Source organism: Actinomadura citrea, assembly GCF_013409045.1.
Classification (GTDB): domain Bacteria; phylum Actinomycetota; class Actinomycetes; order Streptosporangiales; family Streptosporangiaceae; genus Spirillospora; species Spirillospora citrea.
In genome coordinates this window covers 3,822,832-3,840,337 of sequence record NZ_JACCBT010000001.1, presented here as the reverse complement: position 1 = coordinate 3,840,337, position 17,506 = coordinate 3,822,832, and the positions used below count along the sequence as shown (strand labels likewise).

The 17,506-nt window shown below is 71.0% G+C and carries 18 protein-coding genes; 11 read left to right on the top strand and 7 right to left on the bottom strand.

Features of this window, described 5'->3' with window-relative positions:
- Nucleotides 1–10 precede the first annotated feature (10 nt).
- The 5 genes from BJ999_RS18085 to BJ999_RS42125 all read left to right on the top strand — a co-directional run bounded on the left by BJ999_RS18085 (nt 11) and on the right by BJ999_RS42125 (nt 5,737).
- Entirely contained in the window at nt 11–892 is an 882-nt protein-coding gene (locus tag BJ999_RS18085; protein WP_179834380.1) for a serine/threonine-protein kinase, read from the top strand.
- 463 nt (nt 893–1,355) lie between these two features.
- Nucleotides 1,356–2,639 (top strand): citrate synthase, encoded by a 1,284-nt coding sequence (locus BJ999_RS18080; RefSeq protein WP_179834379.1) that lies wholly within the window; start codon nt 1,356–1,358, stop codon nt 2,637–2,639.
- 145 nt (nt 2,640–2,784) lie between these two features.
- Nucleotides 2,785–4,008: a cytochrome P450 gene (locus BJ999_RS18075; protein WP_179834378.1), complete on the top strand. Its 1,224-nt coding sequence runs from the start codon at nt 2,785–2,787 to the stop codon at nt 4,006–4,008.
- A gap of 152 nt (nt 4,009–4,160) precedes the next feature.
- A complete protein-coding gene (locus BJ999_RS18070) occupies nt 4,161–5,075 on the top strand; it encodes a hypothetical protein (protein WP_179834377.1) in 915 nt (304 codons plus the stop codon).
- Between the two features lie 11 nt (nt 5,076–5,086).
- On the top strand, nt 5,087–5,737 hold the full coding sequence (locus BJ999_RS42125; protein ID WP_229810696.1) for a nucleoside triphosphate pyrophosphohydrolase: 651 nt from the start codon (nt 5,087–5,089) through the stop codon (nt 5,735–5,737).
- Nucleotides 5,738–6,010: 273 nt separating this feature from the next.
- Here BJ999_RS42125 and bioB read toward each other — a convergent pair whose 3' ends face one another.
- Together bioB and BJ999_RS18055 are read right to left on the bottom strand one after the other, a co-directional pair.
- A complete protein-coding gene (bioB, locus tag BJ999_RS18060) occupies nt 6,011–7,162 on the bottom strand; it encodes a biotin synthase BioB (RefSeq protein WP_179834376.1) in 1,152 nt (383 codons plus the stop codon).
- 368 nt (nt 7,163–7,530) lie between these two features.
- The gene (locus BJ999_RS18055) at nt 7,531–7,761 is read right to left on the bottom strand and encodes a hypothetical protein (protein WP_179834375.1); all 231 of its coding nucleotides are present in this window, start codon (nt 7,759–7,761) and stop codon (nt 7,531–7,533) included.
- Nucleotides 7,762–7,921: 160 nt separating this feature from the next.
- Between BJ999_RS18055 and BJ999_RS18050 the strand changes: the two genes are divergently transcribed.
- A complete protein-coding gene (locus tag BJ999_RS18050) occupies nt 7,922–8,605 on the top strand; it encodes an alpha/beta fold hydrolase (RefSeq protein WP_179834374.1) in 684 nt (227 codons plus the stop codon).
- 143 nt (nt 8,606–8,748) lie between these two features.
- Here BJ999_RS18050 and BJ999_RS18045 read toward each other — a convergent pair whose 3' ends face one another.
- The gene (locus BJ999_RS18045; protein WP_218935116.1) at nt 8,749–9,366 is read right to left on the bottom strand and encodes a DUF4291 domain-containing protein; all 618 of its coding nucleotides are present in this window, start codon (nt 9,364–9,366) and stop codon (nt 8,749–8,751) included.
- Nucleotides 9,367–9,401: 35 nt separating this feature from the next.
- Nucleotides 9,402–10,106 carry a TetR/AcrR family transcriptional regulator gene (locus tag BJ999_RS18040; protein ID WP_179834373.1) on the bottom strand — a complete coding sequence of 235 codons (705 nt, stop codon included), beginning with the start codon at nt 10,104–10,106 and terminating at the stop codon, nt 9,402–9,404.
- A gap of 87 nt (nt 10,107–10,193) precedes the next feature.
- On the opposite strand from BJ999_RS18040, the gene BJ999_RS18035 reads away from it, so the two are divergent.
- Nucleotides 10,194–11,090 carry a TIGR03620 family F420-dependent LLM class oxidoreductase gene (locus BJ999_RS18035; RefSeq protein WP_179834372.1) on the top strand — a complete coding sequence of 299 codons (897 nt, stop codon included), beginning with the start codon at nt 10,194–10,196 and terminating at the stop codon, nt 11,088–11,090.
- Nucleotides 11,091–11,243: 153 nt separating this feature from the next.
- On the opposite strand, the gene BJ999_RS18030 is transcribed toward BJ999_RS18035, so the two are convergent.
- Together BJ999_RS18030 and BJ999_RS43610 are read right to left on the bottom strand one after the other, a co-directional pair.
- A complete protein-coding gene (locus BJ999_RS18030) occupies nt 11,244–11,900 on the bottom strand; it encodes a response regulator (protein ID WP_218935115.1) in 657 nt (218 codons plus the stop codon).
- Nucleotides 11,901–11,908: 8 nt separating this feature from the next.
- Nucleotides 11,909–13,045 carry a sensor histidine kinase gene (locus tag BJ999_RS43610; protein WP_218935114.1) on the bottom strand — a complete coding sequence of 379 codons (1,137 nt, stop codon included), beginning with the start codon at nt 13,043–13,045 and terminating at the stop codon, nt 11,909–11,911.
- Between the two features lie 158 nt (nt 13,046–13,203).
- Between BJ999_RS43610 and BJ999_RS18020 the strand changes: the two genes are divergently transcribed.
- From BJ999_RS18020 to BJ999_RS18010, 3 genes are read left to right on the top strand one after another with little or no spacing between them, the layout of a single operon-like run.
- Complete coding sequence (locus BJ999_RS18020) at nt 13,204–14,109, top strand: ATP-binding cassette domain-containing protein (RefSeq protein ID WP_179834371.1); 906 nt, start codon at nt 13,204–13,206, stop codon at nt 14,107–14,109.
- Complete coding sequence (locus tag BJ999_RS18015; RefSeq protein ID WP_179834370.1) at nt 14,106–14,882, top strand: ABC transporter permease; 777 nt, start codon at nt 14,106–14,108, stop codon at nt 14,880–14,882. The genes BJ999_RS18020 and BJ999_RS18015 overlap by 4 nt, the downstream gene beginning before the upstream one ends.
- Nucleotides 14,879–15,661, top strand: coding sequence for an ABC transporter permease subunit (locus BJ999_RS18010; protein ID WP_179834369.1), 783 nt, complete (start codon nt 14,879–14,881; stop codon nt 15,659–15,661). Before BJ999_RS18015 ends, BJ999_RS18010 begins: the two co-directional genes overlap by 4 nt.
- A 75-nt stretch (nt 15,662–15,736) precedes the next feature.
- Here BJ999_RS18010 and BJ999_RS18005 read toward each other — a convergent pair whose 3' ends face one another.
- Nucleotides 15,737–16,045: a hypothetical protein gene (locus BJ999_RS18005; RefSeq protein WP_179834368.1), complete on the bottom strand. Its 309-nt coding sequence runs from the start codon at nt 16,043–16,045 to the stop codon at nt 15,737–15,739.
- Nucleotides 16,046–16,631: 586 nt separating this feature from the next.
- Here BJ999_RS18005 and BJ999_RS18000 point away from each other — a divergent pair.
- Nucleotides 16,632–17,498, top strand: coding sequence for a helix-turn-helix domain-containing protein (locus tag BJ999_RS18000; protein ID WP_179838629.1), 867 nt, complete (start codon nt 16,632–16,634; stop codon nt 17,496–17,498).
- Nucleotides 17,499–17,506: the final 8 nt, after the last annotated feature.

Here is a 17,506-nt window from a genome sequence, read left to right as displayed (position 1 = left end):
ACCTCCCCAGATGATCGGCCCGTACCGCGTGGTCGCCCGGCTCGGTTCCGGTGGCATGGGCGAGGTGTTCCTCGGGGCGTCACCCAGCAGGCGGCTGGTCGCCGTGAAGGTCATCCGGCCGGAACTGCTGGACGATCCCAGGTGGAGGGAACGGTTCCGCCGCGAGGTCACCTCGGCGCGCTCGGTGAGCGGCTTCTACACGGCGCCCGTCGTCGACGCCGATCCGGACGCGGCGCAGCCGTGGCTGGCGACGCAGTACATCCGCGGGGTGAGTCTCTCCGAGGTGGTCCGGGAGCGAGGGCCGCTCCAGGAGCAGACGGCCTGCCGGCTGGGAGCCGGTTTGGCGGAGGCGCTGATCGCCATCCATGGGGCGGGGATCGTCCACCGCGACCTGAAGCCGTCCAACGTCCTGCTCGCCTCGGACGGGCCGCGGGTCATCGACTTCGGCATCGCCCGGCTCCTGGACGCGCTACCGCTCTCGCGTACGGAGATTCTGGGGACGCCCGCGTACATGTCGCCTGAACAGGCCCTCGGCGATCCCGTCCATCCGGAGAGCGACGTGTTCTCCCTCGGCTCGACGCTCGTCTTCGCGGCGACCGGTGCGGCGCCGTTCGGTGGCGGGCACAAGGTTCGCGGACGGATCGTCTACGGCGAACCCGACCTCACCCTCCTGCCGGCTCCCATGCTGGGGCTCGTCACGCGCTGCCTCACGAAGGACCCGGGGGAGCGTCCGACCCCCGAGCAGATCCTCGTCGCCCTGAGCACGCTGCTGGACGCGCACTACGGCGAGGAGTGGCCGCCCCTGGACGTCGAGCAGTTGATCGACGTCCAGGAACGGACACTGGTCGAGTTGACGGCGGAGCAGCCGACCTTGCGTGTGCCGAAGGAGTAAGGCGTGCACAGGGCCGTATGACCGGTCGGCCATGACAGCAGGGGGGCTGAGATTCTTCTCACTTTCACCGGCTTCACCGGCACGGCGCCGAGCCGCCTCCGTCGCATCCTCTCCCATTGCACGAGATCATGAGAACGCCTCGCCGGCCGACCGGCCGGTGAACGACCGGCGAGGAGGGCGAAATCTGGTCGATCGCTGCTGACCGTCCTGCTTTCTGCCCAGGCCAGCCGGACCAGGCGTTCCTGACCGACTCGTCCCGTTCCGATGGACGGACGAAAGGGTCGGGGGCGCCGCGTCCTCGAGCACCGGTGGAGCGGGCATGACGAGGCGTGAGCGGCTCGCGCCCGCGCGGCCGGAGGTCCGCCGTCAACGGAGACGGCCCGGATCAAGCCCCTGTGATCACGTGGATACGATGAAACCGGAACGTCTACGCAGGTGTGGACGCAGTTGGGAGTGAGCGAGTATGTCGGATTTCGAGCTCGACCACGCGGGCGGCCGCATGCCTCTGGAGGTCAGCGAGGCGACCGAGGGCCCCTCGGGGTTGGTCGTGGGCAGCCTCCTCAAGGAGACGGGCCACGTCACGCTCGATCCGGGGTTCACCAACACGGCGTCCACCACGTCGGCCATCACCTACATCGACGGTGAGGCGGGAATCCTGCGCTACCGGGGCTACCCCATCGAGGAACTGGCGGAGAAATCGTCCTTCCTCGAAGTGGCCTACCTGCTGATCTACGGTGAACTGCCGACGGCGGACCAGTTGGGCGCGTTCACCGACAGCGTGCGCCACCACACGCTGCTGGACGAGAAGTTCCGCGCGTTCTTCTCCGCCTTCCCGCGCCGCGCGCACCCGATGGCCGTGCTGTCGTCCGCGGTCAGCGCCCTGTCGACGTTCTACCAGGACAGCCTCGACCCGTTCGACCCTGAGCAGGTCGACCGGTCGAGCATCCGGCTCATCGCGAAGCTCCCGACCATCGCGGCCTACGCCTACAAGACGTCCAACGGGCAGCCGCTGCTCTACCCCGACAACTCCCTCGGGTACGTGGAGAACTTCCTGCGCATGATGTTCGGCCTGCCCACGCAGCCGTACGAGATCGATCCGGAGATCGCGCGCGTGCTGGACATGCTGTTCGTCCTGCACGCCGACCACGAGCAGAACTGCTCCACGTCCACGGTGCGGCTGGTGGGCTCCAGCCAGGCGAACCTGTTCTCTTCTGTGTCGGCGGGCGTCGACGCTCTGTTCGGCCCGCTGCACGGTGGCGCCAACCAGGCCGTCCTGGAGATGCTGGAGCGCATCCACGAGAACGGCGACGACATCGACTCGTTCGTCGAGCGCGTCAAGAAGAAGGAGCCCGGCGTCAAGCTCATGGGCTTCGGGCACCGGGTCTACCGCAACTACGACCCGCGAGCGGCCGTCGTGAAGAAGGCGACGGGCAAGGTCCTGGACGCGCTCGGCAAGTCGGACCCGCTGCTGGACCTGGCCATGCGCCTCGAAGAGGTCGCCCTCAGCGACGACTACTTCATCGAGCGCAAGCTGTACCCCAACGTGGACTTCTACACCGGCGTCATCTACAAGGCCATGGGGTTCCCGACGAACGCCTTCACGGTCCTGTTCGCGCTGGGCCGGCTTCCCGGCTGGATCGCCCAGTGGCGCGAGATGATGAACGATCCGTCCACAAAGATCGGTCGTCCGCGCCAGGTTTACGTCGGACCGGGCGAGCGCCCCTTCGTGGAGCTTTCCGCCCGCTGACGGCGGTTTTCCGGGCGCGACCCCGGGACGGCGGACGTTCGAGCGGCGGGCGGGGAACTCACCCCGCCCGCCCATGATCATCTTTTGTGGCACCGCCGGGTTAGCCTGTGGGTGACGGCTCCCCCAGCGGAAGGCGCTCCCACACATGCCCTCCATCGCCGAGAGCGGCCTCGTCAGCCTGGACTTCTGGTCGAAACCGCAGGACGAACGCGATGAAGTGTTCGCCTCCCTGAGGGCTGCGGAAGGGCCGGCCTTCTGCCCTGTACCGGACGAACCGGGGTTCTACGCGATCACCCGCTACGAGGAGGTCGCCGAGGCCAGCCGGAACCCCCAGGTGTTCAGCTCGCAGCCCACCGCGGTCAGCCTGGTCGACCCGCCCCCGCAGGTCGCCCCCTACAGCGGCTCCATGATCAGCATCGACGATCCCCGGCACGCGCGGCTCCGCCGGATCGTCTCCCGCTCGTTCACCCCGCGCCTCGTCCAGCGGGTCACGGGGGACGTCGCCGTCCTGGCCCGCCACATCGTGGACGAGCTGGCCGAGCGCGGCCCGTGCGACTTCGTCGAGCACGTCGCCATGCCGATGCCCCTGCAGATCATCTGCTCGATGATGGGCATCCCCGAGTCCGCGTACGACGACGTCATCGATGCCACGAACGTCATCATCGCCATCGGCGACCCCGACTACGTCGGCCCTGACGGAGATGACAGGACGACGGTCCTCACCGAGAAGTTCTCTCTCCTGCACGCGCTCATGGCCGATCTCGGTCGGCTGCGCCGCGAGAACCCCGCAGACGACCTCGTCACCGCGCTGACGCACGCGAACGTCGACGGGGAGGCCCTCGACGACCTCGATCTGGGCCGTTTCTTCTCACTGCTGGTGGTGGCGGGCAACGAGACGACGCGCAACGCGCTGTCGCACGCCCTGTGCCTGCTCACCGACAACCCTGAGCAGCGAGACGTCCTGCTGGCGGACCTGGACGTCCGGCTTCCGGCCGCCGTCGAGGAGATCGTCCGCTACTCCACCCCGGTGACGTGGATGCGCCGCACGCTGACCCGCGACCACGAGCTGGGCGGCCACGTCTACCGCGCCGGCGACCGGGTGATCCTCTACTACACCTCGGCGAACAGGGACGAGAACGTCTTCGACGACCCGCTCGCGTTCGACGTCATGCGCTCGCCCAACCCCCACTTCGGTTTCGGGGCCCCCGGACCGCACTTCTGCCTCGGCGCCCACCTCGCCCGCCGCGAGATCACGGTGCTGCTTCGCGAGCTGTACACGCGGCTGCCGACCATGCACGCCACCGCGCCGCCCGTCCGCCAGCGAACGAGCTTCATCAACGGGATCAAGTCCCTGACCTGCGCGTTCTGACCTCCACCGGAAGGCTGCCGCCTGCCGCCGGCCCCGGCCGTTCCGCGACGCAGGCGGCGGTTATCCACAGGATCTCGTTCTCCTCGGCTCGCCTGGCGGCCTCCTCGATGCTGGACCTCGCACGCCGGTCCACCGGCCACGAGGAGGCTGCAATGCGCGTCACCATCACGGTCCCCGAAGAGACGACCGCCGATTTCGTCGTCGCGACCGACAGGAACCCCGGCGACCTGTCGGCGGCGATCCTGCGAAGGTTCTCCGGCTCCTTCGCGGCGGCGATGTCGGAACGGCTCGGTTCTCCCCGACTCGCACTCGCCTGCCACCCCGCCGTGAACTCACCGTGGGACCTCTCCGGCGTCACCGGGCCGGACGCCGACGACACCGAGAGGCTCCGCCAGGCGACGCAGCACATCGGCGTCACCTCGGTCCTGCCCGCCGGTGATCTGCCGTTGGGGCCTCACCTCGCCCGCGCCGCGGCGAAGGCGATCGCCGAATCGGTCTGCGGCGTGCTCGTGGACCCCGTGTCGAGCCAGGTCCTACCCGTCGTGCCCTTCGGAAGATTCGACGAGTTCGCCCTAGCCGACGACTGGCTCGGCGCCAGCCTGCCGCCCTACAGGAACTCCGGCCGCTGCGCAGCCGACGAGGACGACATCGACGGCTGCGCCTGCGTCTACCTCACCACCCGGGGGCTGTGCCGGTTCGGCCTGCCCGAACTGCAGATCACCAACGTCGCCTGCCCGCACGACCTGGCCGCGCTCAACGTCCTGCGCACCGCCGCCCAACGGCTGCTGCCACTCGGCAGGCATCCGGGAGAGCATGCCCTGCCCGCGGAGTTGCTGCTGACGAGCGCCGACTTCTCCGCCTTCTGGGGCAACCGCGATCCCATGTGGGACGACGGCCCCCTCGCCGTTTCCCTCTCCGAGGTGACGCCCCATCGCCTGGCCGTACGGCCGCCCGCGGACTTTCCGGGCACGCTGAACGAATGGCTGTGGGACGAACTCCCGCCCATCCTGCATGAACTGCTCAGCTGCGAACCGGACCACGCCATGGCGGGCCGTCCGAGTGGCTAACGTCATCGGGCATGGAGAACGAGCACGCACCGGGATCACTCGCGAGGGCGCTGGCGGATGTGGCCGCAGAACGTGAGGCCCAAGACCGTATGTGGGGCGTCCAGGAGTTCCCTGACGGCACCGGCCCGGGTTTCACCGCGCGTGCGGAGGAGGCGAAACAGGAATGCGCCGCGGCATGGGCGCGTGGCGAGCTGACGTGGCGGCACATTCTCACCGAGGAGTTCTACGAGTCACTGGCCGAATCCGACCCGCGAAGCCTCCGTAACGAACTGGTCCAGACGGCGGCGGTCGCTCTCAAGTGGGTCCAGTCCCTGGACCGGCGGCACGGCGCGACCGTGCACCAGACCAGGGACGGGCGCCGACCCGAGAAGCTCGTCCGCGATCGGATCCCCGAGATCATCCGGGATGCGGGCGGATCCCCGGAAACCCGGGCCGCGACCCGGGAGGAACAGGCCGCCTTGCTGCGCAACAAGCTCTACGAGGAGGCCGGCGAGTACCTCGCGACCAACGATCCTGCGGAGCTCGCCGACCTCCTGGAGGTGCTTCACGCCTTCGCCGCCCTCCACGGCCTCACACCCGAGCAGTTGGAAGAGCAACGCGCTGCCAAGGCGGCGGAACGAGGAGCCTTCTCCAAGCGCCTCGTCCTCCGCCTCCCCCACTGACCCTCTGAGCTACAGGACCGGTCAATGCACAGCCGACCGCCCTCAGACTCACCCACGGCACCCTGCTACGCCCGCCTCGACCAAGACCGCACGCACCCGCCCCCGGAGCGCAGCGGACGGCGATGCACCCAGCCCCTGAAGACGCCCCAACTCCCTGCAAGCGTCACACCCCCCGGGACACACAGCCCGCAGAAGCGCCACGCTTTGGGGTGTCCTGGCCTTGGGTCGGTGGGGGTCGGCTTTCAGGGCATCGCTGGGAACGGGTTGCGCGGGTCAGGCGTTGGGGGGCAGGTCGGTGCCGGCACCGCGGCGGCGTACCGTCACCAGGTCGGCTCGGGCCGGCCGGGAGGCTTGCGGAGGGCGGGCGTCGCCGGTGCGCTCTCGTTCGGGTTCGTCATTGGACGCGGGGGGCTTCGATCGCCTTCGGTGTTCGGGCAGCGTGGTGGTGGCCGTGCCCTCGACCTCGAAGCCCGCGTCGGCGATCATGTCGAGGTCTGCTCTGCCCGCCTGCCCCTCGCTGGTCAGGTAGTCGCCCAGGAAGATCGAGTTGACCACGTGCAGCGCGAGGGGCTGGAGCGTCCGCAGATGGATCTCCCGCCCGCCGGCGAGACGCACCTCCACGTCCGGGCAGACGAAACGCACCATCGCCAGTATCCGCAGGCAGCGCTGCGGGGTGAGGGCCCACTTCCCGGCCATCGGCGTCCCCTCGAACGGGATCAGGAAGTTCACCGGGACCGAGTCCACGTCCAGATCACGCAGCGCGAACACCACGTCCACGAGGTCCGCGTCGCTCTCCCCCATACCGGCGATCAGCCCGGAGCAGGCCGACAGGCCCGCCGCCTTGGTCTGCCGCACGGTGTCGACCCGGTCGCCGAACTCGTGCGTGGTGCAGATGTCCGCATACGCGGCTTCGGCGGTGTTCAGGTTGTGGCTGTAGGCGTGGACGCCGGCCCCCTGCAGCCGCCCCGCCTGCGTGCCCGACAGCAGTCCGAGGCAGGCGCAGATCTCGACATCCTCGTCGCGTTCCTTGATCGCCGCGATGATGTCGGCGACCCGCTCCACGTCCCGGTCGGTCGGGCCGCGCCCGCTGGCCACCAGGCACACGCGTTTGGCGCCACCGGCCACGCCCGCTCCGGCCGCCGCGGCCGCCTCGCCGGGCTTCAGCCAGGTGTAGGTCAGGACCTCCGCCTTCGAACCCAGCCGCTGCGAGCAGTACGAGCAGTCCTCAGGACAGAGCCCTGACTTCAGGTTGACCAGATAGTTCAGCTTGACCCGGCGCCCGAACCAGTGCCGGCGTACCCTGCCGGCGGCGGCCACCACGTCCAGCAGCTCGTCATCGGAGGTTTCCAGCACCGCGAGCGCCTCGGCCCGGGACAGCGGCTCACGGCGCAACCCCTTGCCGACCAGAGTCTCCAGCAAATCCATGGCGCAGATCCTCGCCTCCTGCGCACGCCATGCCAAGGCCCGCACCGTACAAGAAGGCCGATCAAGATCTGTTGATCACGGCAGCGCGAGGCCACGCAGACCACGCCTGCCGAAACGGCGTTGGTCGGCATAGTGGGCCGTTCGCGCCCGGCCCACCGCCCGGGTCGGCGTCGCCACCGGACTGGTCGAAGTCGGAGTCCGGAATCTGTGTCGGCGCCGTGCCGACACCCCCACGCGCCTGGGACGTTGACACGTCCGATCAGGTGCGTACACCCAGCCCCAGGATGACGAGCGCCCCGCGCGAGAGGGCGCGGGGCGTTCGGGACGGCCGAGTTGCGGGGAGGAAGGCGTGTACTGGTCTGGGAGGGTCAGGGCCAGACTTGGTGGAGGGTCCACGGACCGGGCTTATGGGGAGCGATGACCTCGGCGATCGCGGGGCCGTCCGGTGTCGCCACCTGGAGGCGGTAGAACCTCGCCTGGCCCGGGGCCTGCCATTCTTCGAGGACTCGGCGCACGTGGTAGCGACCTCGGGGGCCGGTGATCTGGGAGGGGCGGCCCGTGGGCGTGGTCTCCGCCGAGACCGGTTCATCGATCAGCACGAGACGACAAGCTAGCCCGAACACACGTTCGAAGCGAGCGACACGCCGGGGCGAGTCCTGGCAGTCAGACGTATCCGGCTCCTAGCTCAGGACTTCGTGGGAAGGAATGTCCGCGGGGCTCGCTAGTCTCGCTGCCGCCGCACTACGGAGGACGATGAACATGGCGACCTACACACTCATCCCGGGCGCGGGCGGACAGGCCTGGTACTGGCATCGTCTGGTGCCGGAGTTGCGGGCGCGAGGGCACGAGGCCGTGGCCGTCGAGCTTCCAGCCGGTGATGACGCTGCAGGCTTGTCAAAATACGCCGACACGGTCGTCGAGGCGATCGGCGACCGGACGGACATCATCCTGGTGGCGCAGTCGATGGGCGGCCTCACGGCACCGCTCGTCTGCGAGCGGCTGCCGGTCGACCTGCTGGTGCTGCTCAACGCCATGGCCCCGTCGCCGGGCGAGACGGGCGGTGATTGGTGGGGGAACACCGGCCAGGCGAAGGCGATGTCCGACCAGGCGGCCCGCGAGGGACGGGCGCCGTCCGCGGAGTTCGACGTCGAGGAGTGCTTCTTCCACGACGTGCCGGAGGATGTCAAGGCCGTCGCGCTGGCGCAGGAGCCCCCGCAGTCGTCCACCCCGTTCGCGGAGCCTTGGCCGCTCCACAAGTGGCCCAGCACTCCGACCGTGTTCCTGCAAGCGCGCGACGACCGCCTCTTTCCGCTGGAGTTCCAGCGGCGGGTGGTCGGCGAACGGCTGGGAATCACCGTGGACGAGATGCCCGGCGGACACCTGGTCGCGCTGAGCCGGCCTCGGGAACTCGCCGATCGCCTGGAGGCTTATCGCGCACGATGATGCGGATCGTCCGCCACTACTCGGGGGACGCTTTCGAAGCTTGCCAGTGAGATGCTCCGGATGGCGGGCGCACCCGCGGAACGTGGCCCCCGGCATTGGCCGGACCGCCCGGCCGGCAGTGGAACCGGGCGCCGCGAGGCTGACTAGGCGCGACGCGCGGTCGTCGGCTCCTCGGACGCTCCGATGCGGTCGGTCAGGGCAGGTGTCAAGGGGTAGGGGCGTTCCTTGGGGAGCAGGGCTCTGGCCTGGGGTATCCGCCCGGCCTTGTGAAGCCCCTGGATCTTGCGGGCCAGCGGGGTGAGGTCCTCGATGCCGAGGACCCAGTCGTCGACGTAGCGGTCGACGATGTGGCGGCTGAGGCCTATCTGGATGCTGCGCGCTTCGAGTTTCCGGCCGTCGAGGGAGCGTTCGGGGTCCCATTGGACATGCACGACCGCCTCCGCGAACCGGCGGCGCCAGTCCTCGGAGCTCCGGAAGACGCGGCGGTCGGGATCGGTCGGGACGGCCAGCCCGAGCGCCTCCTCCCAGCCGGCCCGGGCGATCCGGACGGCGAGGATCGTCTCCTGGCCGGGTTTGCGCGCCCAGTCGCTGCGGGCCATGAGCCACAGGAACGACGGTTTGATCCAGGTCATGCGGCTCCGCGAGAACGGCGGGACGAACGTGCCGTGCCTCGCGGCAGGGACGCCGATCTCGGGGGCGTACGCCTGGTAGACGGTGATCGAGTCGCGGTCGTAACAGGCACGGATCTCGCGTGTGCGCATGATCTGGCCAGCGTGTCGCGGGAGTCCTACGCGGCTCAAGCGGTTTTCCGGCGGCGGTGGGCCTTCTGGCGGCAGGCGGCGGCGCAGTAGCGGGCGGGACGTCCCGTCGGCGCCGAGGTCAGCGGCTTCCCGCACACCTCGCACCGTCTTTCGTTACGCTCCCCGGACGATGTTTCGTCTCCTTTCGTTACGGGACGGAGGGCGTCGCACACCAGTGCCGTCATGCGTCCGGGACCGCCCTCGGGGCGCTGCCGGCGTTCCATCAGCATGGCCCCGACGAGGAGGGTGCGAACGTCGTGCACGTTCACGTCCGCGCGGACCTCGCCGACGGACTGCGCCCGCCGAAGCAGCTCGGCCAGAGCCGCGGTGAACTGCTCGTCCGTGCGGCAGGCGTCGAGCGCTCGCAGGTCCGCGGCCAAGGCGTCGCACAGGGCGTGGTTGAACATCGCGCGCTCCACGACCCACATGAGGAAGCCGTAGAAGGCTTCCCCCGGCTCCTCCGCGTGGACGAGGGCCTGCGCCTCGTCCACGATCCGCTCGACGCGATCCGTGACGACCGCCTGGAACAGGGCTTCCTTGGTCGGGAAGTGGCGGTAGACCGTCCCGGCACCGACACCCGCACGGCGGGCGATGTCGTCGAGCGGGACGAGGCGGCCGTCCGCGGCGAACGCCTCGAACGCGGCCTCGAGGATGCGTTCACGGTTCCGGCGCGCGTCGGCGCGCTGGGGCCGTCCGCTCACCCGGCGCCTCCTTCATCGGTTGACAAACGGGGCGGACGTTCCGGTAACGTCCCAAGCGGGTTGCTCGTTCCGATTATAGGAGGACCGATGACGGCGGTGGACGAGGCGCGGGCCGGGCTCGGCAGGATCGGCGTCGGGCTCGTGACGCCCATCGCGCCGGCCGACGCATGGCGGAGTGCGGCGCAGCGTGTGGAGCGGGCGGGCTACGGGGCGATCTGGGTGAACGAGGCCATCGGCGGCCGGGAGGTGTTCACGCAGCTGAGCGTGATGCTCGCCGCGACGGAGCGGATCGTTCTCGGCTCGGCGATCGCGAACCTGTGGGCGCGGCATCCCGCCGCCATGCAGGGCGCCGCGTCGGTCCTGGCCGACGCCCACCCCGGACGGCTCGCGCTCGGCGTGGGCGTCAGCATGGGGGCGATCGTGGAGCAGAGCGGGCAGAAGTGGACCAGCCCGCTGACCCGGATGCGCGAGTACCTCGACGGCATGGACGCGGCCGTCGAAGCGGCACCGGTGCCCGAGAAGCCCTTCCCGCGGCTGCTGGCGGCCCTCGGCCCGAAGATGCAGGAACTGGCCCGGGACCGCGCGGACGGGGCACTCCCCGCCGCGATGCCCGTCGAGCACACCAGGCAGGCCCGAGAAAGGCTCGGCGACGACAAACTGCTCGTCGTCATGCAGACCGCCATCCTTGAGACGGATCCGGTGAAGGCGCGCGGACTCGCGAGGGGGACCCAGATGCTGGCGCTTCCGGGCTCGCCCTACGGCCGCTCGCTCAAGGCGCTCGGATACGGGGACGAAGCGGTCTCCGGCGGTGGCTCCGACGAGGTGATCGACGCCTGCTTCAACTGGGGCGACGAGGCCGCCGTCGCCGAACGGATCCAGGGGCACCTCGACGCGGGAGCCGACCACGTCTGCGTGACGGTGTTCACCCCCGACCTGGCCTCGGCCGCCGACCAGTACGAACGCCTGGCCCCGGCCCTGCTCTGACCGCCACCCCGACCGTCGCGCTTCGAGCCGCGCACCTGCGGGCCAGGTAGTCCCAAGCCCCGCACCTTGGATTCCGACGTTTCGGTAACTCAGGTGGATTCCCGCCGTCCCCATCCCCGTCCCGTCCGGGCCCGGGTCTGGTTCGGGCGGTGGTCATCGGGCGCGGACGAGCCCGGTCTCGTAGGCGGTGATGACCAGTTGGGCCCGGTCGCGGGCGTGGAGTTTGGCGAGCAGGTGGCCGATGTGGGTCTTCACGGTGGCGGGGCTCAGATGGAGGTGCTCGGCGAGTTCGGTGTTGGACAGGCCGCGGGCGATGAGGGTGAGGACTTCGCGCTCGCGGTCGGTGAGGGCGGCCAGTCCGGTCGGCGGGGGCTGCGCGGGGCCGGGGCGGCGGACAAACTCGGCGATCAGCCGCCGGGTCACCGACGGTGCGAGCAGGGACTCGCCGGACGCGACCACGCGGATCGCCGACAGCAGGTCGGCCGGCGGGGTGTCCTTCAGCAGGAAGCCGCTCGCTCCGGCCCGCAGCGCCGAGTAGACGTAGGTGTCCAGGTCGAAGGTCGTGAGGATCAGGACCCGGACGCCCGGAATTCCGGCGCAGATGCGCTGGGTGGCCTCGATGCCGTCCATCTCCGGCATGCGGACGTCCATGAGGACGACGTCCGGGCGTTCCCGCCCGGCCAGCTCGACGGCCTCGGCCCCCGTGCCGGCCTCGCCGACGGTGCGCAGGCCGGGCGCGGTGTCGATCAGGACGCGGAAGCTGCCGCGCAGCAGGGCCTGGTCGTCGGCGACGAGGACGCTCAGATCCAACGGGATTCCTAGGAGTCGTACGGGAAGGCGGCGGACACGGCGAAGCCGCCTTCGGGACGCGGGCCGGCGGAGAAGTCGCCGCCGTACATCATGACGCGTTCGCGCATGCCGATGAGACCGTGCCCGTCGCCGCCCGGCAGGACGCGGACGCCGGGCCCGTCGTCGGTGACGTCGATGCGCATTCGCAGGCCGTCGGCTCTGACGCGGACGCGGCAGCGCGCGGGGGCCGCGTGCTTGACGACGTTGGTGACCGCCTCCTGGACGATGCGGTAGGCGGAGAGCGCGACGCCGTCGGGGAGTTCACCGGCGTCGACGTCCAGGGCGACGTGGACGCCGGCCATGGCGGCGCGTTCGGCGAGGCCGGTCAGGTCGGTGAGGCCCGGGGACGGGGTGAGGTCGGCGTCGGCGGCGCCGGTGCGCAGGACGCCGAGGAGGTGGCGCATCTCGGTGAGCGTGCCGCGGCTGGTGGTCTCGATGACCCGGAGGGCGTCGAGGGCCTCCTCGGGACGGGCCTCGGCGACGTGGACGGCGACGCCGGCCTTGACGGCGATGAGGCTCATGCTGTGCGCGACGACGTCGTGGAGTTCGCGGGCGATGCGGAGCCGCTCGTCGGAGACGGCCTGGTCGGCGAGACGGCGGGCGGCGTGGGCGGCGTGCGCGCGGCGTTCGCGGACGACGCGGCCGAGCGTCCAGGACGCGCCGAGGACGGAGGCGCCGAGCAGCAGCCTTCCGAGGATCTCGGCCTGCGCTCCGACGGGGCCGGCGACGGCGCCGGCGAAGATGAAGACGGCGCTGACCACGCCGATCAGCAGCGTGGGGATCCAGCGGCGGCGGCGCCGGGTGAGCGCGACCTGGTAGAGGGCGAACCCCGCGGCGGCGTAGGTGTCCCAGGGCAGGCCGAGGAGCAGCGTGGCGGTCGAGGCGGACAGGACGGCGGCGAAGACCGGGACGGGCCACAGGCGCCGCACCGCGAGGGGCAGAGCCGCCGCGACGGCGAGCGGGAGGACGAGGATCGGCGAGGCGGCGGTGTCCGCCGGCAGCACCAGGAGCACGAGGGCGTAGAGGAGCGCGGCCCCGGCGTCGAGGCCGATGAGGCCGCGTCGGCTGAGCCTCGGGAGCGGAGAGCGCAGCTCGGATTCGTCCACGTCACGAACGGTAGCGGCAGAGCCGATGACCGCGCCTCAGGCCGGCGGCCGTCATACCGGGGGTGGAGGCGGCGGGACCGTCTCGGAGCACGGTCGCACGCATGGTTCCCGCCCACGTTCCGATGTGCGCGGGCCGGTCGTGCACGACGCTCGACCACATGATCGAGGTACGCGAGCTGACGAAGCGCTACGGCGGCACGACCGCGGTGGACCGCCTGTCCTTCACGGTGAGGCCGGGGACGGTGACGGGGTTCCTCGGCCCGAACGGGGCCGGCAAGTCGACGACGATGCGGATCGTGCTGGGCCTGGACCGTCCGGCGTCCGGGGAGGCGTTGGTCAATGGGGGACGGTACGCGGCGCTGAAGCGGCCCATGCGCGAGGTGGGAGCGCTGCTGGACGCGGGCGCGGTGCAGGGCGGGCGCCGGGCGTTCGACCATCTCGGCTGGCTGGCGCGCAGCAACGGGATCGGGACGCGGCGGGTGACGGAGGTCCTGGAGCAGGTGGGGCTCGCCGGGGTGGCGCGCAAGCGGGTCGCCGGCTTCTCGCTCGGAATGCGGCAGCGGCTCGGGATCGCCGCGGCGCTGCTGGGCGATCCGGGGGTGCTGATGTTCGACGAGCCGGTGAACGGCCTGGACCCCGACGGCGTCCGCTGGATACGGGAGCTGATGCGGGCGCTGGCCGCCGAGGGCCGGACGATCCTGATCTCCAGCCATCTGATGAGCGAGATGGAGCTGACGGCCGACCGGCTGGTCATCATCGGGCGCGGGCGGCTGATCGCGGACACGTCGGTGCGGGAACTGGCGGACCGGTTCCGCCGCGGGGTGCTGGTCCGCTCGCCCCGCCCGGCGGAGCTGACCGCCGTGCTCGCCGCGGCGGGCGGCCTGGTCGAGTCCGCGCCGGGCGGGGCTCTCACGGTCGCCGGGCTGGACGTGGCCGCCATCGGCGACACGGCCGCGGCGCACGGGATCCCGCTTCACGAGGTGACGCCGCACAGCGCCTCGCTGGAGGAGGCCTACATGGAACTGACCGCGGAGAGCACCGAGTTCGGGGCGGTGGCGCCGTGATCGAGGCGCTCGCCGCGGAGTGGTACAAGCTCCGGACCATCCGCTCGACGTTCGCCGTCCTCGGGACGGTCGCGGCGTTCATGCTGCTCTGCCTCGTGTGGTCCTGGTACGTGACCCGCTACTGGGACGGTCTGCCGGCCGCGAGGAAGGCGACGGCGAAGGCGGCCCCGGCGGAGCAGCCCTTGGCCGTGGCGCTGCCGGTGTGCGCGGTGGTGCTGGGGGCGCTGACGGTCACGTCGGAGTACACGCACGGCATGGTCCGGACGACGCTGGCGGTGCTGCCGAACCGCCTGGCCCTGTACGCGGCCAAGGGCGGGGTGGCGGCGGCGACGATGCTCGCCGCGTCGCTGGCGGCGCTCGCGGCCGGGGTCGCCGCCGGGAACGCGATCGTGGGCGATCGTCCCGTGGCCACGTTCCGGGGCCCGGTGCCGGACGTCGCGGTCCATCTGCTGTGGCTCGGCATGACGACGGCCGCGGTCACGCTCATCGCCTTCGGGCTGGGCGCCGTCCTCCGCTCCACGGCCGCAACGATCACCGCGGGGATGGCCGTGCTGTTCGTGGCGCCCGGTCTCGCCCAGCTGCTGCCGTCGCCGTGGGACGAGAGGATCTGGTCGGCGCTGCCCGGCAGCCTGTCCAACCAGATCGCGGGCGCGCCGGGCTCGTCGAACGTCCACGGCGTGCTGGCGCCGTCCGCCGCGATCGCGCTGCTGGTGACGTACGTGGTGGTCGCGCTCGGAGCCGGCGCCTTCTCGTTCACGCGGAGGGACGCGTGATCGTCGACGCGGTCGCCGCCGAGTGGCGCAAGCTGTGCTCGATCCGCTCGACCTCCTGGATACTGGCCGTGACGGCGGCCTTCACCGGGTTCACCGTCCTTCTCGCGATCCAGATGGCGCAGGTCTGGGACGGTCTCTCCGCTGATCGCCGTGAAGATTTCCTGCTGCGCCCGCTGCAGGAGCTCAGCACATGGGTGGCGTCGCTGTGCCTGGCGGTGCTCGGCGCGCTCTCCGTCACGTCGGAGTACCGCACGGGGATGATCCGCGCGACCCTCACCGTGCTCCCGAGGCGCAGCGCGCTGCTGCCCGCCAAGGCGGTGGTGGTCGGTGCCGTCGCCCTGCTCGCCGGGGAGGCCGCGACGGTCGGCTCGTTCCTCGGCACCCGGCTCGTCATCGGCGACCGCCCGTTCCCGGACCAGCACGCGTCCCTCGTCCACGACCTGCCCGGCTTCCTCGTCGAGGGGACGGCGGTGCCGTTGTTCGCGCTGCTCGGCCTGGCGCTCGGCGTGCTGCTGCGCTCCACCGCGGGGACGCTCGTGTCGGTGGTGTTCCTGTGGCACGTCCTGCCGCTGCTCGTCTTCCACCTGCCGCCGCCGTGGAACGAGCGCGCCGGCTCGGTCATGCCCGGTGGCCTGCCCGCCCAGATGGCGGGGCTCGGCGCGAACAATTCCATCTACGGCGATCTGCTGTCCCCCGGCGCGGCGACGGGCCTGCTGCTCGCGTACGCGCTCGTGCCGCTCGGTCTGGCCGCCCTCGTCCTCACCAGGCGCGACGCCTGAAGTCCCGGAAGCCATCGACGGCGGCGTCCCGTGCGGGGCGCCGCCGATCGTTCTGCCGGCTCGTCTTCGGGAGGCTCAGCCGGCCTGCAGGGAGCTCGCCCGGATCGCCAGGCGCTCGCGGAGCATGTCGACGGCCTCGTCGATGCGGGGCGCGGCGGCCTGCGCGCGCACGCGGCGGCCGTCGAGCTCGACGACGGCCTGGGCCAGGGCGGGGCGCGGCAGCGACCGGTCGGCCACCACGCTCAGCGTGACCTGGACGGACGTGACGCCGCGGGCGCCGGCCAGCGCGTCGCGGACGGCCCGCTCGGCCGCCGCGCGCTCGTGCGCCGAGACGTCGCCCGAGGTCAGGAATCGGATCTCCGGTCGTTCACGGGTCGCGTTCATGTGCTCTCCCAGATGCGCGGGGTGTGCTCGCCTGTCGGAAACCGGCGACCGCGGCCGCCGCTCTGCACTGTGAACGCCGCGGGCGCCCGCGATCACGCCCGCGCGGGACGAGAGCTTCATCACTCGGCGGACCGAGCGCGCGGTACGTACCGTGGGGAATGTTCTCGCCAAATAAGTGGTCAGAGACATTCACGGAGACGGCGACCGGCAGCGAAATGGCCTGTCAGGATTGGCCCGCCCGCATTGCGGGAGAGCGATCCGCAATTCGTGCGCCAACCGCGGCCCGGAGGCTGGGAAAATGACCACCGGGCCAACTCGGATGCAACGACACTGCAACGTTCCGCAGCCGCACCGCCACCGACAGCACTGGTCACGGGACTCTGCGGCGGCTTCGCGCACGTCAACCGCCGTTCGGGCGCACCCGGACCGCAAGGCGGTATTCCAACTTCCCAAAATCGTCCGCGCATCCTCTAACATAGGGCGGTGCCGTTCCGCCCACGAGCAGACCCGTCGACTGGCTGGTGACCCCTTGTCCCAGGATTCAGCTGCCCCAACACCTCCGTCCGAAGGTGATCCGGCCGGACGGCTGATCGATTATCCGCGCCGCGGCGGGCCCACGGTCCTGCGCATTCTCCTCGGCGCGCAGTTGCGGCGGCTGCGCGAGTCGCGCGGCATCTCCACCGAGCAGGCGGGCTACGAGATCCGCGGCTCGCACTCCAAGATCAGCCGGATGGAGCTGGGCAGGGTCGGCTTCAAGGAGCGCGACGTCGCCGATCTGCTCACCCTGTACGGCGTCTCCGATCCCGCGGAGCGGGCCCCGCTGCTGGCGCTCGCCAAGGAGGCCAACACCCCCGGCTGGTGGCACCGGTACGGCGACATCCTCCCGAGCTGGTTCGAGGTGTACCTGGGGCTGGAGGAGGCCGCCTCCCTGCTGCGCACCTACGAGCTGCAGTTCGTGCCCGGGCTCCTGCAGACCGAGGACTACGCGCGTGCCGTCGTCCGGCTCGGGTACTCCGACGCCAGTGACGAGGAGGTCGAGCGCCGCGTCCAGGTCCGCACCACCCGGCAGGAGCGGTTCACCTCCCCCGAGGCGCCGACCCTGTGGGCCGTGCTGGACGAGGCGGTCGTGCGCCGTCCGCTCGGCGGCCGCGAGGTGATGCGCGAACAGATCCGGCACCTGATCGAGGTGTCGGAACTGCCCAACGTCACGCTGCAGATCGTGCCGTTCGGCGCGGGAGGGCACGCCGCCGCGGGAGGCCCGTTCACCATCCTGCGCTTCGCCGAGCCCGGCCTGTCCGACGTCGTCTACCTGGAGCAGCTCACCAGCGCGCTCTACCTCGACAAGCCGACCGACGTCGACACCTACATGCGCGCGATGAACAACCTGTGCATCACCGCCGAGCGTCCCGACGAGACCTCGCGCTACCTCACCAGGGTCCTGGACGAGCTGTGACCCGTGCG

What these genes read in the sequence shown, in the direction of transcription:
- bioB (WP_179834376.1), bottom strand. Translation starts at nt 7,162, where the DNA reads ATGGATTTGCTGGAGACTCTGGTCGGCAAGGGGTTGCGCCGTGAGCCG.
- BJ999_RS18045 (WP_218935116.1), bottom strand. Translation starts at nt 9,366, where the DNA reads ATGCGCACACGCGAGATCCGTGCCTGTTACGACCGCGACTCGATCACC.
- BJ999_RS18070 (WP_179834377.1), top strand. Translation starts at nt 4,161, where the DNA reads ATGCGCGTCACCATCACGGTCCCCGAAGAGACGACCGCCGATTTCGTC.
- BJ999_RS18020 (WP_179834371.1), top strand. Translation starts at nt 13,204, where the DNA reads ATGATCGAGGTACGCGAGCTGACGAAGCGCTACGGCGGCACGACCGCG.
- BJ999_RS18050 (WP_179834374.1), top strand. Translation starts at nt 7,922, where the DNA reads ATGGCGACCTACACACTCATCCCGGGCGCGGGCGGACAGGCCTGGTAC.
- BJ999_RS18035 (WP_179834372.1), top strand. Translation starts at nt 10,194, where the DNA reads ATGACGGCGGTGGACGAGGCGCGGGCCGGGCTCGGCAGGATCGGCGTC.
- BJ999_RS18080 (WP_179834379.1), top strand. Translation starts at nt 1,356, where the DNA reads ATGTCGGATTTCGAGCTCGACCACGCGGGCGGCCGCATGCCTCTGGAG.
- BJ999_RS18005 (WP_179834368.1), bottom strand. Translation starts at nt 16,045, where the DNA reads ATGAACGCGACCCGTGAACGACCGGAGATCCGATTCCTGACCTCGGGC.
- BJ999_RS18085 (WP_179834380.1), top strand. Translation starts at nt 11, where the DNA reads ATGATCGGCCCGTACCGCGTGGTCGCCCGGCTCGGTTCCGGTGGCATG.
- BJ999_RS42125 (WP_229810696.1), top strand. Translation starts at nt 5,087, where the DNA reads ATGGAGAACGAGCACGCACCGGGATCACTCGCGAGGGCGCTGGCGGAT.
- BJ999_RS18075 (WP_179834378.1), top strand. Translation starts at nt 2,785, where the DNA reads ATGCCCTCCATCGCCGAGAGCGGCCTCGTCAGCCTGGACTTCTGGTCG.